This is a genomic window from Alkalibacter rhizosphaerae, from assembly GCF_017352215.1.
Taxonomy (GTDB): domain Bacteria; phylum Bacillota; class Clostridia; order Eubacteriales; family Alkalibacteraceae; genus Alkalibacter; species Alkalibacter rhizosphaerae.
On record NZ_CP071444.1, the window covers coordinates 873,683 to 897,204 of the forward strand.

Sequence of the window (23,522 nt, forward strand, 5' to 3'; positions counted from 1 at the left end):
AATTATACCTCCAAAAAATAAGTGTCAGGCTTTTCAGGATCAAATGCTTCGTTTGCCCACATGATAGTTACCATGTCTGTTTCACCCAGATTTTCAATATTATGCGTATAACCTGTCGGTATATCTACAACTTCCATTTTATCACCGCTTACAAAGTACTCCAGTACTTTATCTGAATCTATATTTCTAAAACGAATAACACCTTTACCACTTACAACTAAAAACTTTTCATTCTTGGTATGATGCCAGTGGTTTCCTTTTATTATACCAGGTTTTGAAATATTTACAGATACTTGTCCACGATCAGGAGTTTTAATGAATTCTGTGAAGGACCCTCTTTGATCGACATTCATCTTTAAGTCATAACTAAATTGATCTTCCGGTAAATAACTTAGATATGTGCTATATAATTTCTTGGCAAATGCATCGGACATGTTTGGAATAAATCTATCTTCTCTGCTTCGCTTAAAGAAAGTAATCAAATTTACTATATCACCTAATAATATTGTGTGTACTACTGGCACTTTGCAAAATTCTTCAACTCTATTTTCATTGCCCTCTAGTGCATTTATAAGTTCGCTTACTACATCATCTATATAAACAAGGTTCATCTCTACAGTCGGATCATTTACCATAATAGGTAAATCGCGAGCAATATTATGACAAAAGGTCGCTACTGCGCTATTATAATTGGGTCTACACCACTTACCAAATACGTTAGGGAATCTATATACTAGAACTTTAGATCCAGTTTCTGTGCCATAAGCAAACAGAAGATCTTCTCCCGCCTTCTTACTTTCACCATAAGGATTATCTAACTCAGCTTGTATTGAAGATGAAATCATCACAGGACATGTGTTTTCATATTTCTTTAAAGCATTCAAAAGATCAGATGTAAAACCAAAATTACCTTCCATGAACGCTGATTGTTCTATTGGGCGATTTACCCCAGCAAGGTGAAACACAAACTCTGCTTCTCTGCTATATTCATCAAGCATCTTAGAATCCGTATCCTTGTCATATTCAAAAATTTCAGTATAATTTCTGTTTTTAAGTTCTGCTATTAAGTTTTTGCCTATGAAGCCTTTTGCTCCTGTTACTAAGATTTTCATTATTTATTCCAACTTTCAAGTTGTTCTTTAACATAATCTAGCTGTAGCAGCTTCTCTTTGATTTGGTCTATACTAAGTCTCTCAGTGTTGTGTGAGTTGTATTCATCTTCAGAAGATAGTTTTTGATCTCCTTCAACAAAGTATTTGTCATAATTAAGATCCCGTTTATCGGCGGGCACTCGATAAAAGCCTCCCGTATCCTTTGCGACTATGCGCTCTTCTTTTGTTAAAAGCGTTTCATATAATTTTTCACCATGACGAGTACCAATAACTTTGATTTCATTATCTGCATTAAATAGTTCTTTTATTGCTTGAGCTAAATCGCCAATTGTTGATGCTGGTGACTTTTGAACCATAATGTCTCCAGCTTCTGCATTATGGAAAGCAAATACAACAAGTTCAACTGCTTCTTCCAAACTCATCAAAAACCTTGTCATATTGGGATCCGTAACTGTCAACGGCTCTCCCTTTTTGATTTGATCTATAAATAATGGAATAACTGATCCTCTTGAAGCCATTACATTACCGTATCTAGTGCCACAAATCAAAGTTCTTTCAGGATCTATTGTATTTGCTTTTGCTACGAAAACTTTCTCCATCATAGCTTTAGAAATTCCCATTGCATTGATTGGATAAGCAGCCTTATCCGTAGACAAACAGATTACCTTTTTAACTCCCATTTCTATTGCACCCGTAAGAACATTGTCTGTTCCCAGAACATTTGTCTTAACAGCCTCAAGTGGGAAAAATTCACATGAAGGCACTTGCTTTAGTGCAGCTGCATGAAAGATATAATCTACACCGTATATTGCATTTTTGACACTGGCTAGATCTCTTACATCGCCTATGTAAAATTTCAATTTATCATTCTTATAAAGCTTTCGCATATCATCTTGCTTCTTCTCATCACGAGAGAAGATTCGAATTTCTTTTATATCAGTATCCAAGAATCTCTTCATAACTGCGTTTCCAAAAGATCCTGTTCCACCTGTAATAAGCAAAGTTTTATCTTTAAACATACACCCAAACCCACCTTTAATTTTTAATTTTTTCAATAATATCAACGTATTTTTTGGTGTTTTTTTCTTTTGAAAACATGGAGTCAAAAATATCATAAGCGTTCTCAGATTTTGTCCTAATATTCTTAGAATAAAACTCTAAGATTTGTTTGCTAAGAGATTCTGGATTGTCACTATCAACCACAGCACATTTATCACATTGTCTAATGATTTTGGAAAATGCTGAATTTTCGTCAACACAAGCAATAATTGGTTTGCTAGTAGCAAGGCATGTTGCTGTTTTGCTGGGCAGGGCGACTTTAATAATCCCTTTTTTAAGAGGTATTATATTAACGTCTGCCATAGAATAAATATGTGTTGCATATTTGGGATCCTGCATAGGAAGAAACTTGACATTTTCAAGGTTACTTGCTTTAACTTTCTCCGTCAGTTTTTTTCTATAAGCCCCATCTCCAATAATGTAAAAAATTAAATTATCTACTTTTTTCAGTTTACTTGCAGCTTCAATTATTATATCTACATTCTGTAAAATTCCTATATTTCCAGCATAAACAATTTTATATTCATTGACATCTATGCCATATTTTTTTATAAAAATATTTTCTGAATCTTTTATATCAATTTTTTTATCAGAATAACTCCAATTATAAACAACACTTACTTTATCAGTTGCTACACCTTCATCGATCAAGGTTTTTTTCATATCATCTGATATTGTTACAATCTCATCTGAGTATTGATAGGATTTTAATTGAAGAAATCTTAAAATTCGATAGATAATACTTCTAGAACTAATCAAGTTACCCATGCTAGCATTTACAGGAAATATATCTTGGACATTAAATATAATCGGTGCATTTACAAACAATTTCAACAGAAATACATGAAATATTGCTACATTACATGATTGCAGAAATACAACATCGTAATTTCTTTTGTCTTTATAGAATTTTATGCATTTAAATGCATATTGTATATCATTTAGATAACGCTTAATGAAACTCGTTTTTATAACTTGATCCGACTTAATTGCATTAAATGTTAACTTTTCATTTAATATTGAAACTGGTACACTTGGATTTCTACCTCCTGTATTTTTTTCAATAATATGAATGTGGTGATCATTTTCTAATAATCTTTTAATTATTGACTCAAGCAAATGATTTGAGGGACCTAGAGTATCAAATCCACTATTCATCAAAAAAAGTATTCTCACATCGAAGACTCCTATTCATTGACCTTCTATTTATTTATTATATTTTCAATACATAAATTTGTTGCGTTTCCACCATAATTCAGATATTTTTCTTTAAATTTTTTGGTATTTAGAGACTCCCTTGAATAATTCATTCGCAATATTTTATCAATTAATTCCGTTTCTGTTTTTGTTACCCCGTTCGGTAATTCTTTCTCAAGCTCGATATATAATCCTCTTTCTTTTTTATACTGCTCATAATCATAACCAAAACAAAATATAGGTTTCTCCAGTATCGAGTAATCAAATATTATTGCTGAATAGTCAGATATCAATAAATCTGAAACAATCATTAATTCATTAATTTCTGGATAAGATGAAAAATCTCTAATAAAGTCATTAAATTTTAATCCTAGAATTTTATTTGTATAAGCATGTACTCTAATTAAAACTATCCACTCATCGCCGAGCTTTTCTTTCCAGCATTTAAAGTCAATTGGTGGTTTAATCGAATAACTTCTCCCAACATCTGTGCTATCTCTCCAAGTTGGTGCATATAGAATTATTTTTTTATCAAGAGGTAGACCTAATTTATTTTTAATCACGTTAACTTGTTTCAAATTATAATTATACAAATAATCATTTCTCGGCAACCCTGTATTAATTATTGCTTTTTCAGAAACTTTAAAATCTTTAATATATATGTCTTTTTCAAACTGGCCAGCAGAACAAAACAAATCAATATTTGAGAAGTCAAAATCATTTCTACCCTTTACTGCATTCCCAACATATTTCAATGGTGTTCCATGCCATGTATTAAGATAGATTGTATTTTTTTTCTTAAAACTCAATCCTCTTTCGATATTCACACAAGAAATCCAATATTTAGACTTTAGTGCTGTTATGAAATAAGCAAAGGTGTCCATTTGCACTTTTTTGCAACCAGGTATATCATAATTTTCCGGCCCATCCAATGCCCACACAAACTCGTAACCTTCGAATCTCTTGTCTTCTATCATCTTTAAATAAATTGCTTTTGGGCTATCATTATATTTTCGCCCATGAGCATTAAACAAAATCATTTTATTATTTATAGGCAAAATAAACCCAATTATTCTAAACACTGTACTCATTGTAATTTTATAAACATTTTGAATAATCAAATAATGTTTTAATAAATAATCAATTCTTGCTCTCAAACCTTTCATTCTTTCACCTTATATAATGAACTCGTAGTCAAGCTACGGTCATTACCCTTTCTTATTACTGTATAATTGACATAGTGTTGTGGATTGGTTACTTCACCTACAGCTTGACTGTTCTTTTGAGGCTCCAACCACATTTCTATGTCTTTTTGTTTATTAGTTGGATAACGCTTCGACGTTTTATCTTGGGTAAAGATACATGGCATAGATATGTGTGGACCACAACCAATAATATTTATAAGGATGTGATTTTATGATCTACGTCGGTATCGATGTTGCCAAAGACAAACATGACTGTTTTATCGTCTCATCAGAGGGCGAAATCATCAAAGATGTTTTTACGATCTCAAACAGCATCGAAGGTTTTAATTCTTTGCTACTTGCTATTCCTGATGTTCCAAAGGACAAAATAAGAGTGGGGTTGGAAGCAACTGGTCATTACAGCATTAATCTCATGAATTTTATCACCGAGAACCAACTACCCCTAGTCGTCCTTAATCCGCTTCAAACCAATCTTTTTAGAAAGGCTCACACCCTTAGAAAGAGTAAGACGGATAAAATCGATGCGAAACTCATTTCACACATGCTGCATTCAGGAAACTTCAAACTCCACTCAAATGTATCTTACCATCTTCAGGAGCTTAAGTCACTTACCAGACACAAATCAAGAATAAAAGAGAACCTTTCCAAATATAAAATTTCTCTAGTTAGAGTTCTGGATATCATGTTTCCCGAACTTGCAGACTTAGTTTATTCACTAAATCAAAAATCTACTTATGCACTTTTACGAACTTTCCCATCTAAAGATGCAATCGCTTCTGCTCATCTGACAAAACTGACAAATGTCCTTCGCAATAATTCTAAAGGAAGGTATGGCAGAGAAAAAGCCATGCTCATCAAGAAAACTGCGGCCGCATCTATTGGATCGGATAGTCGTGCTTTGTCTTTTGAATTGTCTCAGATTCTTTTGTTTATCGATATGTATGCCAATGAAATCAGCAAAATCGATGCGCAAATCAAAGTCATCATGGATGATATACAAAGCCCGATTCTCTCCGTTCCTGGTATATCCTATGGCCTGGGCTCTGTCATCCTGGCTGAAATCGGAGATATCTCCAGATTTGAATCTCCTTCAAAACTCTTGGCATTTGCCGGTCTGGAACCGTCAACCTACCAGTCTGGCAGTTACACTGCCAGTGGAATGAAAATGGTCAAACGGGGGTCTTCTTACCTTAGGTGGGCCCTTTTAGAAGCCGCTCGCTTAATCAGTATCGGTAATTGTCAACATAGTTGTCGCTTTTCTCAAATATGCTAGCATGCTTTTTCACTGTTTTTTTCTTTTGATGGATTCAGCCAAACGGCTTGTTCCATGGTGCAGTTTTGAACCGGTCCGGTCCATCGTTCAGGGTTCTTTGCCTTTGCAGTTTCCAGTATTTCTTTTCTTCTTTGAAGGATCTCATCGGACGATCCATTGTGTCTTTGGTTGGGAGTCAAAAATTTCAAGCTGCTGTGGTGGTGGTCATTATTATAATAATCAACGAAGGCATCGACCCATCTGCGGGCAGTTTCAATATCTGAAAATCCATTATGGGGAAAAGATGGCATGTATTTGACCGTTCGGAACATTGACTCAATATAAGCATTGTCATTGCTCACTCTTGGCCTGCTGTTGGATCGCACGATCCCTAGATTATACAGCGTTGTCAACAAGGAAGCACCTTTCATCGGACTTCCGTTATCAGAATGTAACACCAAAGGCTCGTTCTTCATCAATACATTTTCAGAGTACGCAGCCTTCTTCACAAGAACACTGGCGTTTTCAGAACTCTCGTGATCCCAGATCTCCCAGCCAACCACTTTGCGGCTGAATAAATCAATGATCATGTACAGGTAATAGTATATTCCTTTCACGGGTCCTGGAAGCCAGGTGATATCCCACATCCAGACCTGATTGGGGCCTGTTGCACAATGTGTTGTAATATTCTTGCTTATGGGTGCTTTTGCATAGCCCCGATGATTGACTTGACCAAAATATCTCAAGACCCGATAAAAACTTGAAACCGAAGCGATATATATTCCTTCTTTATCAATGAGCTTATGAAAGACTTGATTTGGTGAAAGGCTTCGATGTTCCTTTTGGTTCATCACCTCCAGGATCCTCTTCTCCTCCTCCAAATGCAGCTTGTTTGCAGGTATGGGTCTTAGCGCATCCGGACGACCGTCTTTTGTATCGTTACCTTGAACTTTCCAGCGCTGGTAGGTCCTCTCGCTGATACCGACGACTTCGCAAGCCTTGAACTGTCTGGCTCCAGAAAGGACTGCTTCGTCGATGGCCACAACCACTTTGATGCGATTTGATTGGCTGGTCAATCTTCCTCGTCCGAACTCCAAATCGCTTGCATCTTTTTTTTTAATACCAAGAGTGCGGCAGCTTCGGCAAGAGCTTTCTCCTTGCGCTCCAGTTCCTTTTTTGTAAGTTTAAGCTCTGCTTGACTGTCCTTAAGTTCTTTTTTGACCTTGGATTCTTCAGCTGTTTCACCGGTGATGAATGCTTGCTTCCAGACTTCGATTTCCTCCGCATATATGCCTTTGCGTCGGCAATATTCTGAGAGCTCATGGTTGTTGAGTGGACTGGTCTCAATAATGATTTGCAACTGCATTTCTTTAGAATATTTTTGTTTGGAGCCTGCATGATCCTGATAGACCGTCCCTTTGGCTTTTGCCTTTTTACGCCATTTATACAGGGTTTGTTCATGAACATGATACTCATCAACCAGTTCCTTAATGGACCTGTTTTCGGGTGGTAACATCAACTTGATTAATTTGTCTTTAAATTCTTTACTGTAGGTAGCCATATTGATCCTCTCTCTCTTGGCTACTAGCATATAATATTTTTGATCACCCGACAACTATCCTAACACAGGGGGGTATCAAAGATCCTACATTTCGGTCATATTGCCTCAAGAAAAAATCGGAAGGGAAACATCATTGCATCGCTATTTCTCATGTTGCAAAAAAACTTGTCAGAGTTCTACACCATTTGTTGACTCACCAGATTGACTTCGTTCCACAAATTTAATTAACCTGGATTCCTTGATAATTCAAAGTAGCTTCCACTACTTCTGTTTGCTGTGCCTTTTTTTCGTATTAGATGACATTCTAATTAATCATCTTTACCTAAAAAATTACCTTGACTTCATATAGTTGGTCTCAGCACGCTTAATTGACTCTCTAAACCCGCAAACTCTATAATCACTCTCATATTCCGACATACTCATGTCATAAACCAAGTCACCAAACACCTTATTCACTATACTTACATTCAGTAGCCTTAATAAGGGGTTAAACAACTTAGTCATTTGCACTCGCTTGTCATGCGCTTCGGAAATCAACCTAACCATCTCGCTGGTATTCACATACTCAGCATTCTGTGGGAAAAAAAGTCCACTTTTTCTGTTATTAATAAGCTGCCTTACAAACTCACATAAATTATCTATATAGACCATACTTCGCTTGTTATCAATCTGTGGAAATATTGGAGTCCTAAGAGCTAGTCTGGCTAATCTAGGATAATTTCCTTTGCATCCTTTTCCATAAACCATTGGGGGCCTCAATGTTGCAACTGTAAATGAATTATCCTGCAACTTGTTGATCAATTCTTCTGCTTCGATTTTTGACTTCCCATAAGCACTATTTGGTTTAATCGGTGAATTTTTCTCGATACTGCCACTCTCAATCCCATATACACTCATTGAACTTAGAAAAACAAACTGCTCTACACCATCTTGTTTCGCCTTTTGAGCTGTTTGATAGGCCAAATCCCTATTCACTTTATAGTAAAGAGCCTCGTTATCACTTGTTTCCTTTATATGAGCTATCCCAGCTACATGAAAAACAACATCATACTGAGAAAAATCCTTCTCTTCCCATGACCCATCTTTCATATCTATCGTATCTACTTTATATTTATCAGGTTCTCTCATGAGCCATTTCTCAAGAGATGTACCTATGTAACTGTTCTTACCAGTGATTAATATATTTTTCATTATGTCACCCCTATAAGTTGGAAAGGAAAAGACTAAATATTCTTGCCCTTATCATTACTGCCTGTACCGCCCTCAACTACCCCTTCTGATCTTAGCACTGAAAATATTGTTCCAACAAAACATTTAACATCAAACAAGAAACTGATTTTATCAACATATTCCCCGTCTAATTTTGCTTTTATCTCTATAGGCAATTCATCTCTACCATTAATTTGCGCCCAGCCTGTAAGGCCAACCGGCACGTCATTGGCACCGTATTTATCTCGCTCGTTAATAAGATCATACTGATTCCAAAGCGCCGGTCTTGGACCGATGATACTCATCTCACCTTTAAATATATTGATGATTTGAGGTAACTCGTCCAGAGAAGTTTTACGTAGGAACTTACCTACCGTTGTAATCCACTGATCCGGATTTTCTAACAGATGCGTAGGCGTGTCCTTTGGTGTGTCAATTCGCATAGTTCGAAACTTCAATATACTGAAATGACTCTTATGGATTCCAACTCTCTTCTGTTTAAAAAGAACAGGTCCAGGGGAGTCAAGCTTGATTGCGATGATTAGTATTGCAAATATCGGAGAAAGAACGATTAACCCGATCGCCGATAGTAATATATCAATTAGTCTTTTTACTTTCATGTACATGTGGGTAACCTCCGAATGCAATCTGGTTGGTAAGTAGAAAGTTGGAATGTTGGAAAGGAAAAACTTCACCCCAATTTCCTAATTAATCCTGCCAATAGTCTTCCTACTTCCATTGCTAAATTTAATAGCTCTTTATACTTTTGTTCATCTATATATTTCAAATCTCTAGCTAAGAACATCTGATATTTCACTTCTTCTAGTGAGCCTCTAGCAATCAGTAAAAACCTGTTATAATCTTTATTAGAACCTCTAGCTTTACCTTCAACTATGTTGCTGGGTATTGAAACAGCTGCTCTTCTAAACTGCGAAGTCAAGCCGAACTGCTCGTCTTTTGGAAAGTTTTTTGTGACCTCATATATTTTTAAGACCAACTCTTGTGCCTTTTGCCATACTATCAATTTACTAGTATCTTCATACATAGTGAAACCTACGGTTTCTTTAGTCTTCAGTTGGTCGGCTTTCAGTTGGTCAGGAAGTTCAAAAGCTTTTCCTGTCCACTGTCCAACTTTCCAACTTTCCACTTAACGCTCTTCCTTTCCAACAGACCAACTGTCCACCTGCCAGCTCTTTATCCTTTCACCATACTCACGTCGAATCGGCAACTTCCATTTATTCCCATTTTGCAGGATCTGGCAGAATCATTTTTCACCTCTGCAACATCTTGTGTTTTCAATTTCACACTCATCCTTACATCACAACCAAGGCACTTCTTCCCCTGGTTTTTCGTCTTACTCACCTTCACTTCCACCAACGTGCACACTGCTCTTCACTTTTCCATTCTCATAGCTAATGACACCATCCGTTGAACATACATCATCAAAATTCTCGATAACAAATTGATGAAACACACTGTTTCTTACGATAAAACGATCCTTGGTGATTATCACATCAAAAGCCAAGGATGCTGACACGTTGCATTCAGTTGAGCAAATTCCTTAAATATCCCGTCTCTATTATACCAAAATCCATATCTACTGTATAGCAAGCCGAATTATCCGAGGGAATCACCGATTCTCCAATTTATACTGATACCAAGATACCGTTTCCCTCAGGCTTTCGTCAAATTTTCGATTTGGTTTCCAATCCAATTCATTCATCAATTTTCGGTTGTCGATAGCATATCGGCGATCGTGTCCCAAGCGATCAGGTACATGCTTCAGTAGCGTGATCGATTTTCCCAAAATTTGAAGGATCTCTTTTGCTACATCTAGGTTTGTTCTTTCACATGATGCGCCTATATTATAAATCTCTCCAGGTCTAGCACCGTTTAAGACCGCTTCGATCCCGGCACAATGATCCTCTACATGGATCCAATCACGGATTTGTAGTCCATTACCATAAATCGGGGCTTTCTCATCACGCAAGGCTTTTTGGATGATCATGGGTATGAATTTTTCTTTATGCTGGTTTGGTCCGTAATTGTTGCTGCATCGCGTGATGTTGACTGGTAGCCCGTAGGTTTTATAATACGACTGAACCAACAAATCAGCTCCTGCCTTGGATGCCGCATAAGGGCTGGATGGATCGATGGAGGAGCACTCTGTGAACAAACCTGTTTCCCCAAGGGCACCGTACACTTCATCCGTAGAAATTTGAACAAACCTCTTGTTCTTCATGTCCTTGGCCTTTTTCCAGGAGTTTAATGCAGACTCCAGAAGAATTTGGGTCCCCATGACATTCGTTGAAACAAAGACCTCCGGCCCTTCGATGCTTCGGTCCACGTGGGTTTCTGCTGCGAAGTGAACGACTGCATCGATCTCATTTTCTTGAAATATCAATTCTACAATACTTTTGTCTCGAATATCTCCATGGATCCATTGATGCCTTGTATGGCTCAAGAATTCTTCCATGTTTTCCATATTACCGGCATAGGTCAATGCATCCAGATTGATGATCTGCACCTCTTTATTATGGACAAGGATCCCATTTATGAAATTGCTGCCGATAAAGCCGGCTCCGCCGGTGACCAAGAGTGTCTTCATTTGCTTGAATATCCTTCCAACAGGGAAAGAATGTACTTCCCATATTCTGTCATGTTCATTTCTTTCCCCAACTCATATAACTGATTTTCATCGATGAAACCACGCCGCCAAGCGATTTCTTCAATACACGCGATATAAAATCCTTGCCTGGACTGTATGACTTCTACAAACTCTGCGGCTTTGATCAATCCATGAGGGGTCCCGGTATCCAACCAGGCCATGCCCCGACCCATCTGGATCCCGTGAAGCTCTCCACGCTGTAAGTACTCCCTGTTCAAGTCCGTGATCTCCAGTTCTTTCCTGGCAGATGGTTTCAACTTCTTCGCAATTTTCACCGCCTTGTTGTCATAGAAATACAAACCTGGAATGGCAAAATTGGATCTCGGCTTTGTTGGTTTTTCTTCAATGGACAACACTTGAGCATCTTCCCCAAATTCAAGGACGCCAAAATCTCTGGCATCCTTGACCGGGTAGCCAAAAACTGTGGCGCCACTTTTGTTTTCCTGTGCTTGAAGAAGTATTTTTGTCAGGTCTAACCCATAAAAGACATTGTCTCCCAAGATCACGCAAACACTCTCATTTTGAATGAACTCTTCCCCGATCAAGATGGCATCTGCAATGCCTCTGGGATTTTCCTGTATCATGTATTTCAATGAGATCCCCAAGCGAGAACCATCCTCAAAGAGACGTCGAAAAGAATCCACATCTTCCGGATTCGTAATGAGCAGGATATTGCGGATCCCGGCAAGCATCAGAACGGATAATGGATAATAAATCATCGGTTTATCGTAAATGGGTAAAAGGTGTTTGTTGACGGTTTTCGTTATGGGGAACAGTCTGCTTCCAGTTCCGCCTGCCAGTATGATCCCTTTCATAAAACTTCCACCCCCGAGGTTTATCTTTATAGATTATAGTAGGAAGCCTGCATGTTCAAATTTTCAGGCAATGTTGCTTTCGTCAGTACGACACCGATCAATTCCGCTCTTATTTCGCCTAATTGATCGATCACTTTAGCTGCATCCTCTATTTTGGTCCGATCTTCCTCTACCACCAACACAACTCCATCGCATGATCCGGCAATGATCGTTGCATCTGCGATCGCGCCATAGGTGGGCGTATCCACCACGATCCGGTCATAGGATCTTTTCAACTCTTCCAGCAAAGCAACGAATCGGCCCTTCTCCAACAATGCCGTCGACTCCAACGTGGGCTCTCCGGCCAATAGGATCTGCAAGCCGGTGGCAGGGTCTTCCATGATAGCATCGGTGACTCTTCCTTTTCCCTGCAACACATGTGTCAACCCCAGGTTGGTTTCCATGTTAAGATATTCTTTTATCCTGGATTTTCGCATGTCCCCATCAAGAAGGAGGACATTCTCGCCAACTTCATGCCAGCTTTTTGCATTATTATAAGCTAGAGTGGTTTTCCCTTCTTTTGGCAGGGTGCTGGTCACCATCAGGACCTACTTGTCTTTTCCAGAATTATTGATGGTTGCGATCAGGTTTTTATATGCTTCGGCCACAGTATACTCCGTTATTTCCACCTTCTTATTTTTCATCCACTTTTTCATAAGCTTCTCCTCACTTGGAATCCTTGTTGTCCTGTTTGGGAATGGCTCCCAATACCCTGACACCCAGTCTCTTTTCCACGTCTTCCATGGTTTTGATCCGATCAATGATATAATTCATGAAGAAGACCAGGAAGATGGTCCCCATCAAACCAAAAACGATCCCAATGACTGTGTTGAGAACAAAATTGACGGGCTGTCGGACCTCGACCTTTTCTGTTGACAGTACGGCAGAACGTGTTATTGTGACGGAGCCTGTTGCCATGGATCATTCCGCAAATCGCATGACTTGATCTGCCAAACCTTCTGCAATCCGGAGGGCCTCATCTCCACTTTGATCTTCGTATGTGACGAGCAAAGAATTGCTTTCCGGTTGCAGGGTACTTTCTGTATTACTTTGAATCTATGCTGCTTCCTTGGATAACTCTAATTCTTTCTTTACGGTATTTGCCACCATGTCGCTTTTCGGCAAAGCAGACAGTACCTCCAGCTGCAAAGGATATTCTGCCGGTTCTTCCAATTCTTCCGGCTATTCCAGGGTGATCTCCACCACTGCCTTATAGTGGGTGATGGGCGGTTTCATAAAATACATGTCCACGCTGCCAAGTAGCACAATCGCCGCCAATACGTCAGTCCACTTAGCTATGAACATCTTTTGCCAGAATTATAGCCAGTAATTCTTTCAGTTCGATCTCTTCTTCCACGTTTCGATATCTTTCCTATCTCACGTTGCTCCTCCAAGTTCGTTACGATTTTCAACTCTTGCATTCTCGTTTGCCAGTTAAAGATTATACCACAGTAACCAGGTTAAATGAAGTCAACTTTACCATTATTTTCTTGTTTTCATAACACCGATCGAAGTTTTTTAGGAATATTTACAGTTTGTATACCCTCTATCAACAAAAGCTGGTTGTTAAATTTGCTGAACATGATATAATTTTAAAGTGTCAAAACATGAATGTGAAATAGGAATCTATTTGAAAAAAGCAGGTGACAAAATGCCCAGTGCAGCAAGAATAAGAAAGAACCAAAAGGAAAAAAAGAAAAGACAAAGAAGGCGCCGGATCCTGATCGGCGTATTTATCGGAATCTTGGTATTGTTCGTTGGCGTGTATGCCTATTTAAGTTCTCTTCTTGGTCAAGCGGATCAGGTGGATATCGATGAAAGTGACTTGGGGCTCGTGGAAGACCCGGGAAAAGTAGATATAAACCTCTCCAATAAAAACATCGTAAATATCGCTTTATTTGGGATCGATACGCGTAATGGCGACTACAGTAATTCATTGTCTGACACCATATTGATCGCCACTTTAGATTTTGACCATAAAAAGCTAAAGCTAACATCGGTCATGCGTGATACTTTTGCCAGCATTCCAGATAAAGACTACAAAAAAATTAACAGTGCTTTTGCGTACGGTGGACCAACTCTCGCCATCAAAACACTTAATACAAATTACGACATGAATATAACAGATTTCGCAACTGTAAATTTCGAGGCAATGGAAAAAATCGTGGATGCCGTTGGTGGTGTAGAAATTGATATTAAACCGTATGAATTAAATGAAATCAACGTTGCTATTAATCATCAAAATAAAAATATTGGTACAAATACACAGAAATTAGAATCATCTGGAAGACAAGTATTAGACGGTGGTCAAGCGCTCGCTTACAGCCGTATCCGAAAAGTAGGCAATGCCGATTTCGAACGTACTGAACGCCAACGAACCGTCCTGGAACAAGTACTCAACAAAGTCCTGAAAGACCGGTCTATCACCAAAGCCATGCGCTTTGCAGACAGTTTGCTGCCTTACGTACAAACCAGCATGTCCCGCAGTGAGATCTTAAGCATCGGAACCAAAGTAATGACTTCCGGAACCACTAATTTGGTAAATACTCGGATCCCCTTGGATGACCATGTGAAAAACGCCACCATTAACGGCGGTGCTGTGTTGCTACCAACTTCTTTGATCGACAATGTTGCTTACCTGCACAACTTCATCTACGAAAACGATGAATTCGAGCCAAGTGACCGCTTGCAGGACATCAACGATACCATGGCACAATACTAAAACTATGTATAACAAAGAGGCCGCCTCAGATTTTTTTCTGAGACGACCTCTTCTTTTTTCGCATCTTTGTGCTATATATTTATATAGGTTGACGATTCTATTCGACCTAACTTGTCATATTTGGTTCATTCTTCTTACAGGCTCAGTTCCGTGATATCCGTGGACACCAACTGGGCACTCACCTTTTCCGCCATGGGGGATCCGCTGGGCTGGAAGATCTGGGTCGCGATCACTTGATCCATGAAGGCCGCCGCTTCCACTCCCGTCACGTCGGTCCGGGCATCTGGGATGGACATCTTTGCGTTGTATCCATCGGCCCGTTTAAAATTCAGATCCAATTTCATTTCTGCCATATTCATTCTCCTTTCTCATCGTATTTCAACTCTATGTCACGATCGTAGGCTTTCCTTACACCTGGATGAGGATCGTTTCCTCCAGCTTGTGGACTCCTTCCAAGGTTCTGGTCTGAAGGCCCGCCAGTGTAGTTGCCACGTCGTAAATGTCCTGGTCTGCTGCCGCCGTGTTCACGTTGGCATAAGTCTTGCTTTTGACGATGGGTTCTCCCTTTTCGTTGAGGCCCCCATCCAGCTTCAGTACCATCTTGGTGCCAAATTTCATGGTTTCAACTGCCATATTTTCACCCCCTTTCTTTCTACATCTATTAAATAGAAATAAAGGAAAAAAGAAACCCTGTTTTTTGTGAAAATTTTATTTAAATGCAGTCAAAAAATAGTGGAAATCCTGTCACTCATGGGTTAAACTAATAATTGACGTCAAATTGAACACATTAAAAATATACTGTGACAAGGAGAATTCTATGAAACGCGACTTTTTCAGGGAGTATTCTATACGACCCGAAGACACCCTCTACTTTATGCCTGCCGATCCTGTGGGCAAAAGAAAAAGCACCATCATCCACACCGTCAGCGGTGAGACCATTGTGCCCTATCAAGTTAAAACCGTATTGAAAAAATACCAGATGCTTTCCAGCATCAACCAGCATTTTGTAGGTCAGGTGGTTTTTGATGCCACCCGGAAAAAGATGCTCTATCCCCTACCCATTCGCCCCAACATCGTTTTGATCCCGGTAAAGACCCGGTTGAAAAATGCGAAAAGGGGCACCTACGGGTACATGAACCTGCCACATATCCAAAAGATCGGTCCTTCCGGTGTGCTGGAATCTCGTTCCCGCATCCTTTTTCAAAATCAGACCAGCTTGCTAAGCTCTCAGAATACTCGCAGTCTGGAGCAAAATTTCCTCTGTGCCAAATACCTGCAAAATCACTATTTTGCCAAATGTGCGGAAGCCGGGATCTCCTACGACATTATCGGCTCCCTTATGACAACATTCCCAGAATGGGAACAAGAATAATGCTAATGGCCATCATCAAGGCCAGGGCCCCGGTGATCATCCGTTTCGTCTTGTTGTTCAACATGTTTTAGGTCCATTCCTTTCTTCAGTAGTTTTCTGGAACACATCCGAACCACAACGTAAGCCACCAGCATGATGGACAGGCCGACGGTGGTGGATATGGTATTGTATACAACGGCAACGGCACTGAAAAAAATGCTGATGCCGTAAATGATCAGTACTGTCTTGGTCTGGGACTCGTTCAACCGCATTAGGACGTGGTGAAGGTGTCCCCGATCCGCCTGGGTCATGGGCTTGCCCTGCAGCTTCCGCCGAACCATGGCAAAGAAGGTGTCGAAGACAGGGACCCCTAAAATAATGATGGGCACCACGAAAGAGATGAAGGTGGCGTTTCGAAAGCCCATCATGGCCATGACGGCGATGATATAACCCAGGAACATGGCCCCCGTATCCCCCATGAAGATCTTTGCCGGATGGAAATTATAGATCAAAAAGCCCATGGTGCTCCCTGCCAAAATCAGGGCGTAGGTCATGATGAAGTAATCGTTCAAGGGAGCCGCCAGGATGTACATGGTCAAGAACGTGATGGAGCTGACGCCGGAGGCCAGGCCGTCCAGACCGTCGATCAGGTTGATGGCATTGGTCATTCCTACGATCCAGATAAAGGCAATGACATAGCCTGCGTATCCCGGATCCACCCACCCAATGAAAGGCAGGATGAAAGATTTAAAATGGACCTGTCCATAAAAGATGGCTATGGCAGCCGCCACAAACTGGAACAGGAGCTTCCATTTGGGCTTGAGGCCCACCAGATCGTCCAGGATCCCTGCAGCCAAAATCACCAAGCCGCCCAGGAAGATCCCCTTGAACTGAAAATGGGGATAGTTGAAAAACAGGTGCCCCAGGTAAAAGGCGCCAAAAATAGCCAGGCCGCCCAAAGTGGGCATCTGTTTTGCATGCACTTTCCGGTGGTTCGGTTTGTCCACGGCTCCCACCATGACGGCAAGCCGGGCGATCACCGGTGTCAGGGCCATGGACAGGCCCAGGCAGGACAGGTAAATGAGAATGGGGTTCATGATTGGTCCTCTCTGCAGGCGTTAGAGTTTGAGTCCTTTCAAATAGGCGGCAAACTCTTCCTTGATATCGTCGCGTCGCAAGGCGTATTCCACCGTTGCTTCCAAAAATCCAAGCTTGTTTCCCACATCGTATCGCTTTCCTTCGAAATCATAAGCGAACATGGCTTCCCGGCCGGCAAGGATCTTCAGCCCGTCGGTGAGTTGGATCTCGCCTCCTGCACCTCTGGGAGTGGTCTCCAGGATCTCAAAGATGGCCGGTGTGATGATGTATCGTCCCAAAATAGCCACATTGGTGGGAGCTTCCTCCCGCTTGGGTTTTTCCACCAGATCGTCCACCGTATAAAGACGGGGACCGATCTTCTCCCCCGACACGATGCCGTATTTGTTCACATCCTCCGGCGCCACGCTTTGGACGCCCAGTACGGAGGCTTTTTTCGTGTCATACACATCCATCAACTGCTTCAATGCCGGTTTTTCCGGATTGTATACCACATCGTCACCCAGCAAGACGGCAAAGGGTTCGTTACCCACAAAAGTCTTGGCGCACAGGACGGCATGTCCCAATCCCAGGGGTTCCTTTTGTCTGACGTAATTGATGTTGACCATCTCGGAGATCTCCCGGACCATTTTCAAAAGATCCTGCTTATTCTTTTGCTCCAGTTCCAGCTCCAGCTCCACGGACTTGTCAAAATGGTCTTCAATGGCCCGTTTGCTTCGTCCGGTGACGATCAAAATCTCTTCAATGCCGCTGGCCATGGCCTCCTCGATGATGTATTGGATGGTGGGCTTGTCCACGATGGGCAGCATTTCCTTGGGCATGGCCTTGGTGGCCGGTAAAAAACGGGTCCCCAGTCCTGCTGCGGGGATAATGGCTTTACGTACGGTCATTTCCTCACTCCCTTTTATTTTTCATTTCCTTGTTTCTTCATTTCTATTGATCCTGGTTCAGTGCCAGGTAGATCTTCCCCCAGTAATCCTTGGATGCGGCAAAGTCAAAGGCCAGATTCAGATCCTTTGGCTCCTTGATCACAAATGCCGGGGTGGAATGGAGGGCCAGCAGGGTCTCCTGAAAGTCCGGATCCTCCATGTGCTCCATCACCGTCTTGTAGTTGATCCGGCTGCTTCGGCTACTTCCTATGAGATGGAGCCCCTTTTCCAGCACGTCCCGGGTGTTGATGGGCACATCTTCTTCGCTGACCCCCATCAGGACCAGCATCCCTCCCGGAAGCATCTGGCGAATGGCGATGTCCGCAGCCTGGGTGATCCCCTTTCCTCCGACGCACTCGAAAGCCAGGGCGAAATCCCCGGGGATCTCTTCTCCCAAAAGGTGGGTCGTTGCGTTTTTAAAGTGAACCAGTTTTTCTTCCGATTTCCCCACCACATGGATGTTTTCCTTGGGCAGGTGGAATATGTGGTGTAATACAGCGTACAGGCAGTAGCCTACAGGGCCGTCTCCGAAGAGAAGGACCTTGGACTTGCTGCTCAGCTTTTCCGCCAGATAAGCCTTATATGCGGCGTTGTAGCAGACCGTCACCAGTTCCGAGAGAACCGCCACCTCGTCGGGAACGGTCTCCGGGATCTTGACGGCGCACAGACCCGGGTGGACCAGCCGGTCCTGGGTCATGCCGTCGTATCCGCTGGAGAGGAAGTGGACGTTGCTGCAGTGGTTTTCAAAGTGGACCCCCTGCTTGCAGGCCACGCAGCAGTCTTCCGGCGTGGGATACTTTTGAGGATCGTGGATGTATCCCGGGATGTTGGGAACGATGACCACCCGGTCCCCTTTTCGGTGGCCGTTCTGGCTGTCCTGAAGGACCACGCCGATCCCTTCGTGAAGGAGGGCCATGGGCAACTTCTTCTCCAGGGCTTCCGGTCGTCGGTTCCCCGTATAATAGCGAAGGTCTGCAGCGCAGATGCAGGCCAAAGTAGGCCGGATCACCAGGTCGCTGTCCCTTTTCTCTTTTATTTTTTCCACCAGCTCAAACCGGTAGGGTTTGATCAGCTGGGTCACTTTCGTTTGTACAGTGTTCATGACTTCTCTTCTTTCTTGCGGTTTCTCGCATTGTAGATTTTTTCAAACAATTCAATGTCCTCCTGGGTGGTCAGCTTCTTGTTGTCGTAGCTGTCCATGACCACCTTCACGGGAAGACCCAACCGGTAGACCAGCCGAACGTCGTCGGTGGTTTGGGTGAAATGGTCTTCCATGGCCTTTTCATGGGCCTGGACGATCAGGTCATACTGGAAGGTCTGGGGCATAAGGCCGTTGTAGAGCAAGTCCCGATCCGGCATGCCGATGATCATCCCGTCCTGGACCTGAAGCATGGTGTCCGTGGTCTTGACCGCCGTATCCACCGCTCCGTGGATCACCGCTTCGTCAATGGTCTCGTTGACCATGGTCTCCCCGATGAAGGGACGGACCGCTTCGTGGATCACCACGATTTTGGGGGCCTTCTCTTTTAAGGCCATCAATCCGTTGTAGGTGGACATTTGCCGGGTCTCCCCGCCCTCGGTAAGGATCACCGGTTTTTGAAAGGAATACCGGGAAAACAGGTCTCTGGCATAGTCCATGTAGTGGGGGTTCATGACCACCACCAGATCGTCGATGCGGCTGCAGTCGTCCAGCACACGCATGGTGTGGATGATCAGGGGATCTCCGTCAAACACGATGAACTGCTTGGGAAGTTCTCCTCCCATCCGCTCCCCTTTGCCGGCAGACAGTAAAATACAAGATGCGGTTGTCTTCATAAGTCTCTCCTCTAGGAAAAAAAGTAATGGATGAACCGTCGGGTGGCATGGCCGTCCCGCTGGTCGAAATATTTTTTTGCAAATGCCTCTACATCATAGGCCTTGAAATCTTCCCCCTTGATGGTCTCCACCAGTTCCTTCTGGTTACCGGCAACCGGTCCGGGGACAAAGGCTGCATAATCCTGATAAAAGGCGCTGTTGGCTTCATACTCTTTCAAATCATAAGCGTAGAAGACCATGGGCTTGCCCAAAAGGGCGTATTCAAAGATGACGGAGCTGTAATCCGTGATCAGCAGGTCCACCACCGTAAACAAGGCGTTCAAAGGGTAATCATCCGCCACCAGGACCACTCTTTCCTCCGAGGTGTCCACTCCCGTCATGGGGGTGTGGGGATGAGGCTTGATCATGAGCAGGTATTCTTCTCCCAGACTCTTTACAAACTGCCTGGTATTCAGAGGAAATCGGGAATGCTTTTCCTTGCCTCTGCCCCGAAAAGTGGGAGCATAGAGAAGGATCTTCTTTCCTTCTATTTGGGGGAAATCCCTTTTCACCTTTTGCCGCTGCTTTTCCATGGCCTCTTGGTCAAAGAAAAAATCCGTACGGGGAGCGCCTATGGGGATCACCTTGTTGTGTGGCAGTCCAAAGGCCTCGCTGTAGGCGTCCACTACATGTTGGGAGGTGGCGATGGCATAATCGTAATACCGGTGAAGAAAGTGGATCTCCGGGCTTTTGATCCCGTGGGGTAGCCCCATGGTGCTACGACCAAACTTTTTAAAGGCGCCGCAGGCATGCCAGGTCTGGATCACCGTGGTCTCTTCCTTGTGGGGAAAGAGGTGGACCGGCAAATAGGCGTTGTCCAGGATCACATAAGAAGAGGTCTGAACGTGGTAGAGCCCTCCCACCAGCTTGAACAAATATCCGATCTTTGCCGCCAGGGAATAGCCGTAGGTATCCAATAAAAAGACGGACCTCAGTTCCGGCCGGTCTTTTTTGAGCTGTCGGTAGATGGCGTGGAGGTTCCCCTGGAGGACGTCGTTTCTGGGCGTGGCAAAGAGGACCTTGTTTTTTTGCACGGGAAAGATCTTGAACAAAAAGTAGAAGATCCGTAAAAATTGTCGGGTCAGGAAGTATTCCAGGTCTGTCATGATTCCTTGCCCCTTTCCAGCAGAAGATCCACCACTCGTTTTGTGGCCTGCCCGTCACCTCTGTCAAAAAACTTCTCTTTAAATGCCTTTACCCTATGGATATCCGGTTTTGGATCCTGCAAACATTGGATGACCCCCTCCGTGTGGGACACGATGGGGCCGGGAACGAAAGTTTCGTAGGGATAGTAGAAATCCCGTTCCTTGATGTATCCTTCCAGGTCATAGGCAAAAAACACCATGGGTCGCTCCAGGAGGGCGTATTCAAAGACCACGGAAGAGTAATCCGTGATGAGCCGGTCGGAAAGGATCATCAATTCGTTGATGTCCTCCGTCTCCGACAGGTTGACAACAAAATCGTCCCCCTCCCAGCCTTCGGGAAAGTCCTTCAGGGCAAAGGGATGGAGTTTCACCACCAGCACCCATTCCTTGCTCAGGGCTTTCTTCATGGCCTCCAGATCCAGCTGGAAGCCACTTTTGGCGTCAAACCGGCTCTCTCCCCGAAAGGTGGGGGCGTATAAGGCTATTTTTCGGCCTTTTATTTGGGGATATTTATCCCGCAAGCGCTTTTCTATGTCGCTTTTTTGTGCTGCATCGAAGAAGACGTCCGTCCGGGGGATCCCCAGAGATGTCATCTTCCCCATGTCCGTTTGGAAGGCGTCGGCATAATGCCTGGCCACTTCCATGGAACTGACCAGGACCATGTCGTAGTTGCTGTGGATCTTCACCGTCTTCACAAAATCCTTGGAGGCGCCAAACCCCTTGTCCAGAACGCTGTAGCCAAATTTTTTAAAGGCGCCACAGGCATGCCAGACCTGAAGTACAAAGGTCTCCGGTCTCGGTGTTACCACATAGAGTGGATAAAAGTAGTCGTCCACTACGACGATCCGGCTGGTGGCGATCTGCCAGGCCGCCTGGATCATTTTAAACAAGTATATGATCTTTCCATTAAAATTTCCTTGAGAGCGATGGAGGAGAAGAACCACCCGCCGCCTTTCCCCCCGATCCACCAACTCTTCATAGATGGATCGAAGGTTTCCTTCCAGACGTCCCGTAGAGAAATTTGCAAGGACGATCTTGTCCTTCATGGGAAAATGGCGAAAGACCTGATAGGAGGCCGCCACCAAAAACTTTCGCAGCTTATTGATCATGGGTCACCCCGCCTTTGTCCAGCACCAGGTCCACCACCCGCTTGGTGGCGTTCCCGTCGGCGTACTGGAAGAACTTTTTCTTGAAAGGCTCCACCTTTTCCTGCTGAAAATCTTCCGCTTCCAAAGCCTGGATCAATTCTTCCAGGCTCTCACAGATCCGGCCGGGAACAAATTCCCGGTAGGGGTAATAAAAGTCCCGCTGGGCAATATATTCCTCCAGGTCATAGGCGTAAAAGACCATGGGACCTCCCAGGAGGGCAAACTCAAAGCAGGTGGAGGAATAATCGGTGATCAGCACATCCGTTACAAAGAGGAGGTCGTTGATCTCCCGTTCAAAGGACAAATCAAAGAAAACGTCTTCCATTTCCCGGGTAATAAACAACCGTTCCGATACGAATGGGTGGATCTTGACGATAAAGACCGCGTTTTTCTTCTTGCACAGGTCGTATATTTTTTCCAGATCCAGCCGGTCGAAATCGTAATAAGCGGTCTTGGCCCCCGTTCCCCGAAAGGTGGGTGCGAAAAGATAGACCTTCTTTTCCCGAAAAGCCGGGTAGGCTTCATAGATGGAAGCTCTGGTCTTCTCTTTGTATTCCTCGTCAAAAAACACATCCGTCCTTGGGATGCCGGTGGCATGGACCCGATGGATGGGGATGCCGAAGCCTTCTGCATAGTATTTGGCTACTTCTTTGGAGCTGACGATGGCCTTGGTATAATTCCGATGGGCCTTGCTATCGGGAGAAGGTCCCCCCGGCTTGCCCACCCTGGAATATCCGAAGGTTTTAAAAGCTCCTACGGCGTGCCAGAGCTGGATCAGATCCACCCCTTTTCGAAGCCGCAATCCGTAGATCATGGGATAATAGTCGTCAATGAGAATGGTGGCGGAGGTTGCCAAAAGCCAGGGCATGCGAAACTTGTCTTTCAAACTTCGGTAATTGCTGACTTTCTCCTTGAACAGATACTGGTAGTCCAGATCCGGTCTTTCCCTTTTCATCCGGTCATGGACCCACTGCAGGTTGCCGCTAAGATCCCTTCTGGAATCGGTGGCAAAGAGGATCCGGTCTTTTTTCACCGGAAAGAGACCGCACAAATAATACAGTACCTTATAGGTACCCTTGCGAAACCAGGTGATCCCCTTGCGCCCCAATCCGGGGTCATTTTTTGTTGTGTTTTTCATTTCTTGCTGTCTGTCTGCCAAAT

25 protein-coding genes are annotated in these 23,522 nt (G+C 43.2%); 3 read left to right on the top strand and 22 right to left on the bottom strand.

What is annotated here, in order from left to right; all coding sequences use genetic code 11:
- Positions 1–2: 2 nt before the first annotated feature.
- Genes J0B03_RS04225 through J0B03_RS04240 form a run of 4 tightly spaced genes read right to left on the bottom strand, consistent with a single transcriptional unit; the run spans position 3 to position 4,534 of the window.
- Positions 3–1,112, bottom strand: a complete 1,110-nt coding sequence (locus J0B03_RS04225; RefSeq protein WP_207300614.1) for a capsular polysaccharide biosynthesis protein CapF — start codon at positions 1,110–1,112, stop codon at positions 3–5.
- Entirely contained in the window at positions 1,112–2,131 is a 1,020-nt protein-coding gene (locus J0B03_RS04230) for a polysaccharide biosynthesis protein (protein ID WP_207300615.1), read from the bottom strand. Before J0B03_RS04230 ends, J0B03_RS04225 begins: the two co-directional genes overlap by 1 nt.
- Before the next feature lie 16 nt (positions 2,132–2,147).
- On the bottom strand, positions 2,148–3,347 hold the full coding sequence (locus tag J0B03_RS04235) for a glycosyltransferase family 4 protein (RefSeq protein WP_207300616.1): 1,200 nt from the start codon (positions 3,345–3,347) through the stop codon (positions 2,148–2,150).
- Positions 3,348–3,373: 26 nt separating this feature from the next.
- Positions 3,374–4,534 carry a CDP-glycerol glycerophosphotransferase family protein gene (locus J0B03_RS04240; RefSeq protein WP_207300617.1) on the bottom strand — a complete coding sequence of 387 codons (1,161 nt, stop codon included), beginning with the start codon at positions 4,532–4,534 and terminating at the stop codon, positions 3,374–3,376.
- A 250-nt stretch (positions 4,535–4,784) separates the two neighbouring features.
- Between J0B03_RS04240 and J0B03_RS04245 the strand changes: the two genes are divergently transcribed.
- Positions 4,785–5,846 carry an IS110 family RNA-guided transposase gene (locus J0B03_RS04245; RefSeq protein ID WP_207300618.1) on the top strand — a complete coding sequence of 354 codons (1,062 nt, stop codon included), beginning with the start codon at positions 4,785–4,787 and terminating at the stop codon, positions 5,844–5,846.
- Here J0B03_RS04245 and J0B03_RS04250 read toward each other — a convergent pair.
- The 9 genes from J0B03_RS04250 to J0B03_RS04290 all read right to left on the bottom strand — a co-directional run bounded on the left by J0B03_RS04250 (position 5,843) and on the right by J0B03_RS04290 (position 13,035).
- Positions 5,843–6,901 (bottom strand): IS3 family transposase, encoded by a 1,059-nt coding sequence (locus J0B03_RS04250; RefSeq protein ID WP_207299438.1) that lies wholly within the window; start codon positions 6,899–6,901, stop codon positions 5,843–5,845. The two genes, J0B03_RS04245 and J0B03_RS04250, sit on opposite strands and share 4 nt — an antisense overlap.
- Positions 6,898–7,386: a transposase gene (locus J0B03_RS04255; protein WP_207300619.1), complete on the bottom strand. Its 489-nt coding sequence runs from the start codon at positions 7,384–7,386 to the stop codon at positions 6,898–6,900. Before J0B03_RS04255 ends, J0B03_RS04250 begins: the two co-directional genes overlap by 4 nt.
- Positions 7,387–7,716: 330 nt before the next feature.
- On the bottom strand, positions 7,717–8,577 hold the full coding sequence (locus tag J0B03_RS04260; RefSeq protein ID WP_207300620.1) for an NAD-dependent epimerase/dehydratase family protein: 861 nt from the start codon (positions 8,575–8,577) through the stop codon (positions 7,717–7,719).
- 32 nt (positions 8,578–8,609) lie between these two features.
- The gene (locus J0B03_RS04265; protein ID WP_207300621.1) at positions 8,610–9,221 is read right to left on the bottom strand and encodes a sugar transferase; all 612 of its coding nucleotides are present in this window, start codon (positions 9,219–9,221) and stop codon (positions 8,610–8,612) included.
- Between the two features lie 65 nt (positions 9,222–9,286).
- Entirely contained in the window at positions 9,287–9,742 is a 456-nt protein-coding gene (locus tag J0B03_RS04270) for a four helix bundle protein (protein ID WP_246798185.1), read from the bottom strand.
- 483 nt (positions 9,743–10,225) lie between these two features.
- Positions 10,226–11,203, bottom strand: coding sequence for a dTDP-glucose 4,6-dehydratase (gene rfbB, locus J0B03_RS04275; RefSeq protein ID WP_207300622.1), 978 nt, complete (start codon positions 11,201–11,203; stop codon positions 10,226–10,228).
- Entirely contained in the window at positions 11,200–12,078 is an 879-nt protein-coding gene (rfbA, locus tag J0B03_RS04280; RefSeq protein WP_207300623.1) for a glucose-1-phosphate thymidylyltransferase RfbA, read from the bottom strand. Before rfbA ends, rfbB begins: the two co-directional genes overlap by 4 nt.
- A gap of 26 nt (positions 12,079–12,104) precedes the next feature.
- Entirely contained in the window at positions 12,105–12,659 is a 555-nt protein-coding gene (locus tag J0B03_RS04285; protein WP_207300624.1) for a CpsD/CapB family tyrosine-protein kinase, read from the bottom strand.
- A 124-nt stretch (positions 12,660–12,783) separates the two neighbouring features.
- Complete coding sequence (locus tag J0B03_RS04290) at positions 12,784–13,035, bottom strand: YveK family protein (RefSeq protein ID WP_207300625.1); 252 nt, start codon at positions 13,033–13,035, stop codon at positions 12,784–12,786.
- Between the two features lie 712 nt (positions 13,036–13,747).
- On the opposite strand from J0B03_RS04290, the gene J0B03_RS04295 reads away from it, so the two are divergent.
- A complete protein-coding gene (locus J0B03_RS04295; RefSeq protein ID WP_207300626.1) occupies positions 13,748–14,839 on the top strand; it encodes an LCP family protein in 1,092 nt (363 codons plus the stop codon).
- Positions 14,840–14,973: 134 nt separating this feature from the next.
- On the opposite strand, the gene J0B03_RS04300 is transcribed toward J0B03_RS04295, so the two are convergent.
- A complete protein-coding gene (locus J0B03_RS04300) occupies positions 14,974–15,192 on the bottom strand; it encodes a DUF2922 domain-containing protein (protein ID WP_207300627.1) in 219 nt (72 codons plus the stop codon).
- Between the two features lie 55 nt (positions 15,193–15,247).
- Positions 15,248–15,472 carry a DUF1659 domain-containing protein gene (locus J0B03_RS04305; RefSeq protein WP_207300628.1) on the bottom strand — a complete coding sequence of 75 codons (225 nt, stop codon included), beginning with the start codon at positions 15,470–15,472 and terminating at the stop codon, positions 15,248–15,250.
- 184 nt (positions 15,473–15,656) lie between these two features.
- Here J0B03_RS04305 and J0B03_RS04310 point away from each other — a divergent pair, with 184 nt between their 5' ends.
- Entirely contained in the window at positions 15,657–16,211 is a 555-nt protein-coding gene (locus tag J0B03_RS04310) for a hypothetical protein (RefSeq protein ID WP_207300629.1), read from the top strand.
- A gap of 2 nt (positions 16,212–16,213) precedes the next feature.
- Here J0B03_RS04310 and J0B03_RS04315 read toward each other — a convergent pair whose 3' ends face one another.
- Genes J0B03_RS04315 through J0B03_RS04345 form a run of 7 tightly spaced genes read right to left on the bottom strand, consistent with a single transcriptional unit; the run spans position 16,214 to position 23,520 of the window.
- Positions 16,214–17,287 carry a glycosyltransferase family 4 protein gene (locus J0B03_RS04315; RefSeq protein WP_207300630.1) on the bottom strand — a complete coding sequence of 358 codons (1,074 nt, stop codon included), beginning with the start codon at positions 17,285–17,287 and terminating at the stop codon, positions 16,214–16,216.
- A 21-nt stretch (positions 17,288–17,308) separates the two neighbouring features.
- Positions 17,309–18,175 (bottom strand): UTP--glucose-1-phosphate uridylyltransferase GalU, encoded by an 867-nt coding sequence (gene galU / locus J0B03_RS04320; RefSeq protein WP_207300631.1) that lies wholly within the window; start codon positions 18,173–18,175, stop codon positions 17,309–17,311.
- 43 nt (positions 18,176–18,218) lie between these two features.
- Positions 18,219–19,316, bottom strand: a complete 1,098-nt coding sequence (locus tag J0B03_RS04325) for an alcohol dehydrogenase catalytic domain-containing protein (protein WP_207300632.1) — start codon at positions 19,314–19,316, stop codon at positions 18,219–18,221.
- The gene (locus J0B03_RS04330; RefSeq protein WP_207300633.1) at positions 19,313–20,029 is read right to left on the bottom strand and encodes an IspD/TarI family cytidylyltransferase; all 717 of its coding nucleotides are present in this window, start codon (positions 20,027–20,029) and stop codon (positions 19,313–19,315) included. Before J0B03_RS04330 ends, J0B03_RS04325 begins: the two co-directional genes overlap by 4 nt.
- Before the next feature lie 11 nt (positions 20,030–20,040).
- The gene (locus tag J0B03_RS04335; RefSeq protein ID WP_207300634.1) at positions 20,041–21,174 is read right to left on the bottom strand and encodes a CDP-glycerol glycerophosphotransferase family protein; all 1,134 of its coding nucleotides are present in this window, start codon (positions 21,172–21,174) and stop codon (positions 20,041–20,043) included.
- Positions 21,171–22,322: a CDP-glycerol glycerophosphotransferase family protein gene (locus J0B03_RS04340; RefSeq protein ID WP_207300635.1), complete on the bottom strand. Its 1,152-nt coding sequence runs from the start codon at positions 22,320–22,322 to the stop codon at positions 21,171–21,173. Before J0B03_RS04340 ends, J0B03_RS04335 begins: the two co-directional genes overlap by 4 nt.
- Positions 22,312–23,520 (bottom strand): CDP-glycerol glycerophosphotransferase family protein, encoded by a 1,209-nt coding sequence (locus tag J0B03_RS04345; RefSeq protein WP_207300636.1) that lies wholly within the window; start codon positions 23,518–23,520, stop codon positions 22,312–22,314. Before J0B03_RS04345 ends, J0B03_RS04340 begins: the two co-directional genes overlap by 11 nt.
- Positions 23,521–23,522 lie beyond the last annotated feature (2 nt).

Excerpts from the sequence above, each read along its gene's own strand:
- J0B03_RS04225 (WP_207300614.1), bottom strand. The coding sequence starts at position 1,112 with ATGAAAATCTTAGTAACAGGAGCAAAAGGCTTCATAGGCAAAAACTTA.
- J0B03_RS04230 (WP_207300615.1), bottom strand. The coding sequence starts at position 2,131 with ATGTTTAAAGATAAAACTTTGCTTATTACAGGTGGAACAGGATCTTTT.
- J0B03_RS04240 (WP_207300617.1), bottom strand. The coding sequence starts at position 4,534 with ATGAAAGGTTTGAGAGCAAGAATTGATTATTTATTAAAACATTATTTG.
- J0B03_RS04245 (WP_207300618.1), top strand. The coding sequence starts at position 4,785 with ATGATCTACGTCGGTATCGATGTTGCCAAAGACAAACATGACTGTTTT.
- J0B03_RS04255 (WP_207300619.1), bottom strand. The coding sequence starts at position 7,386 with ATGGCTACCTACAGTAAAGAATTTAAAGACAAATTAATCAAGTTGATG.
- J0B03_RS04260 (WP_207300620.1), bottom strand. The coding sequence starts at position 8,577 with ATGAAAAATATATTAATCACTGGTAAGAACAGTTACATAGGTACATCT.
- J0B03_RS04265 (WP_207300621.1), bottom strand. The coding sequence starts at position 9,221 with ATGTACATGAAAGTAAAAAGACTAATTGATATATTACTATCGGCGATC.
- rfbB (WP_207300622.1), bottom strand. The coding sequence starts at position 11,203 with ATGAAGACACTCTTGGTCACCGGCGGAGCCGGCTTTATCGGCAGCAAT.
- rfbA (WP_207300623.1), bottom strand. The coding sequence starts at position 12,078 with ATGAAAGGGATCATACTGGCAGGCGGAACTGGAAGCAGACTGTTCCCC.
- J0B03_RS04285 (WP_207300624.1), bottom strand. The coding sequence starts at position 12,659 with ATGGTGACCAGCACCCTGCCAAAAGAAGGGAAAACCACTCTAGCTTAT.
- J0B03_RS04290 (WP_207300625.1), bottom strand. The coding sequence starts at position 13,035 with ATGGCAACAGGCTCCGTCACAATAACACGTTCTGCCGTACTGTCAACA.
- J0B03_RS04300 (WP_207300627.1), bottom strand. The coding sequence starts at position 15,192 with ATGGCAGAAATGAAATTGGATCTGAATTTTAAACGGGCCGATGGATAC.
- J0B03_RS04305 (WP_207300628.1), bottom strand. The coding sequence starts at position 15,472 with ATGGCAGTTGAAACCATGAAATTTGGCACCAAGATGGTACTGAAGCTG.
- J0B03_RS04310 (WP_207300629.1), top strand. The coding sequence starts at position 15,657 with ATGAAACGCGACTTTTTCAGGGAGTATTCTATACGACCCGAAGACACC.
- J0B03_RS04315 (WP_207300630.1), bottom strand. The coding sequence starts at position 17,287 with ATGAACCCCATTCTCATTTACCTGTCCTGCCTGGGCCTGTCCATGGCC.
- galU (WP_207300631.1), bottom strand. The coding sequence starts at position 18,175 with ATGACCGTACGTAAAGCCATTATCCCCGCAGCAGGACTGGGGACCCGT.
- J0B03_RS04325 (WP_207300632.1), bottom strand. The coding sequence starts at position 19,316 with ATGAACACTGTACAAACGAAAGTGACCCAGCTGATCAAACCCTACCGG.
- J0B03_RS04330 (WP_207300633.1), bottom strand. The coding sequence starts at position 20,029 with ATGAAGACAACCGCATCTTGTATTTTACTGTCTGCCGGCAAAGGGGAG.
- J0B03_RS04335 (WP_207300634.1), bottom strand. The coding sequence starts at position 21,174 with ATGACAGACCTGGAATACTTCCTGACCCGACAATTTTTACGGATCTTC.
- J0B03_RS04340 (WP_207300635.1), bottom strand. The coding sequence starts at position 22,322 with ATGATCAATAAGCTGCGAAAGTTTTTGGTGGCGGCCTCCTATCAGGTC.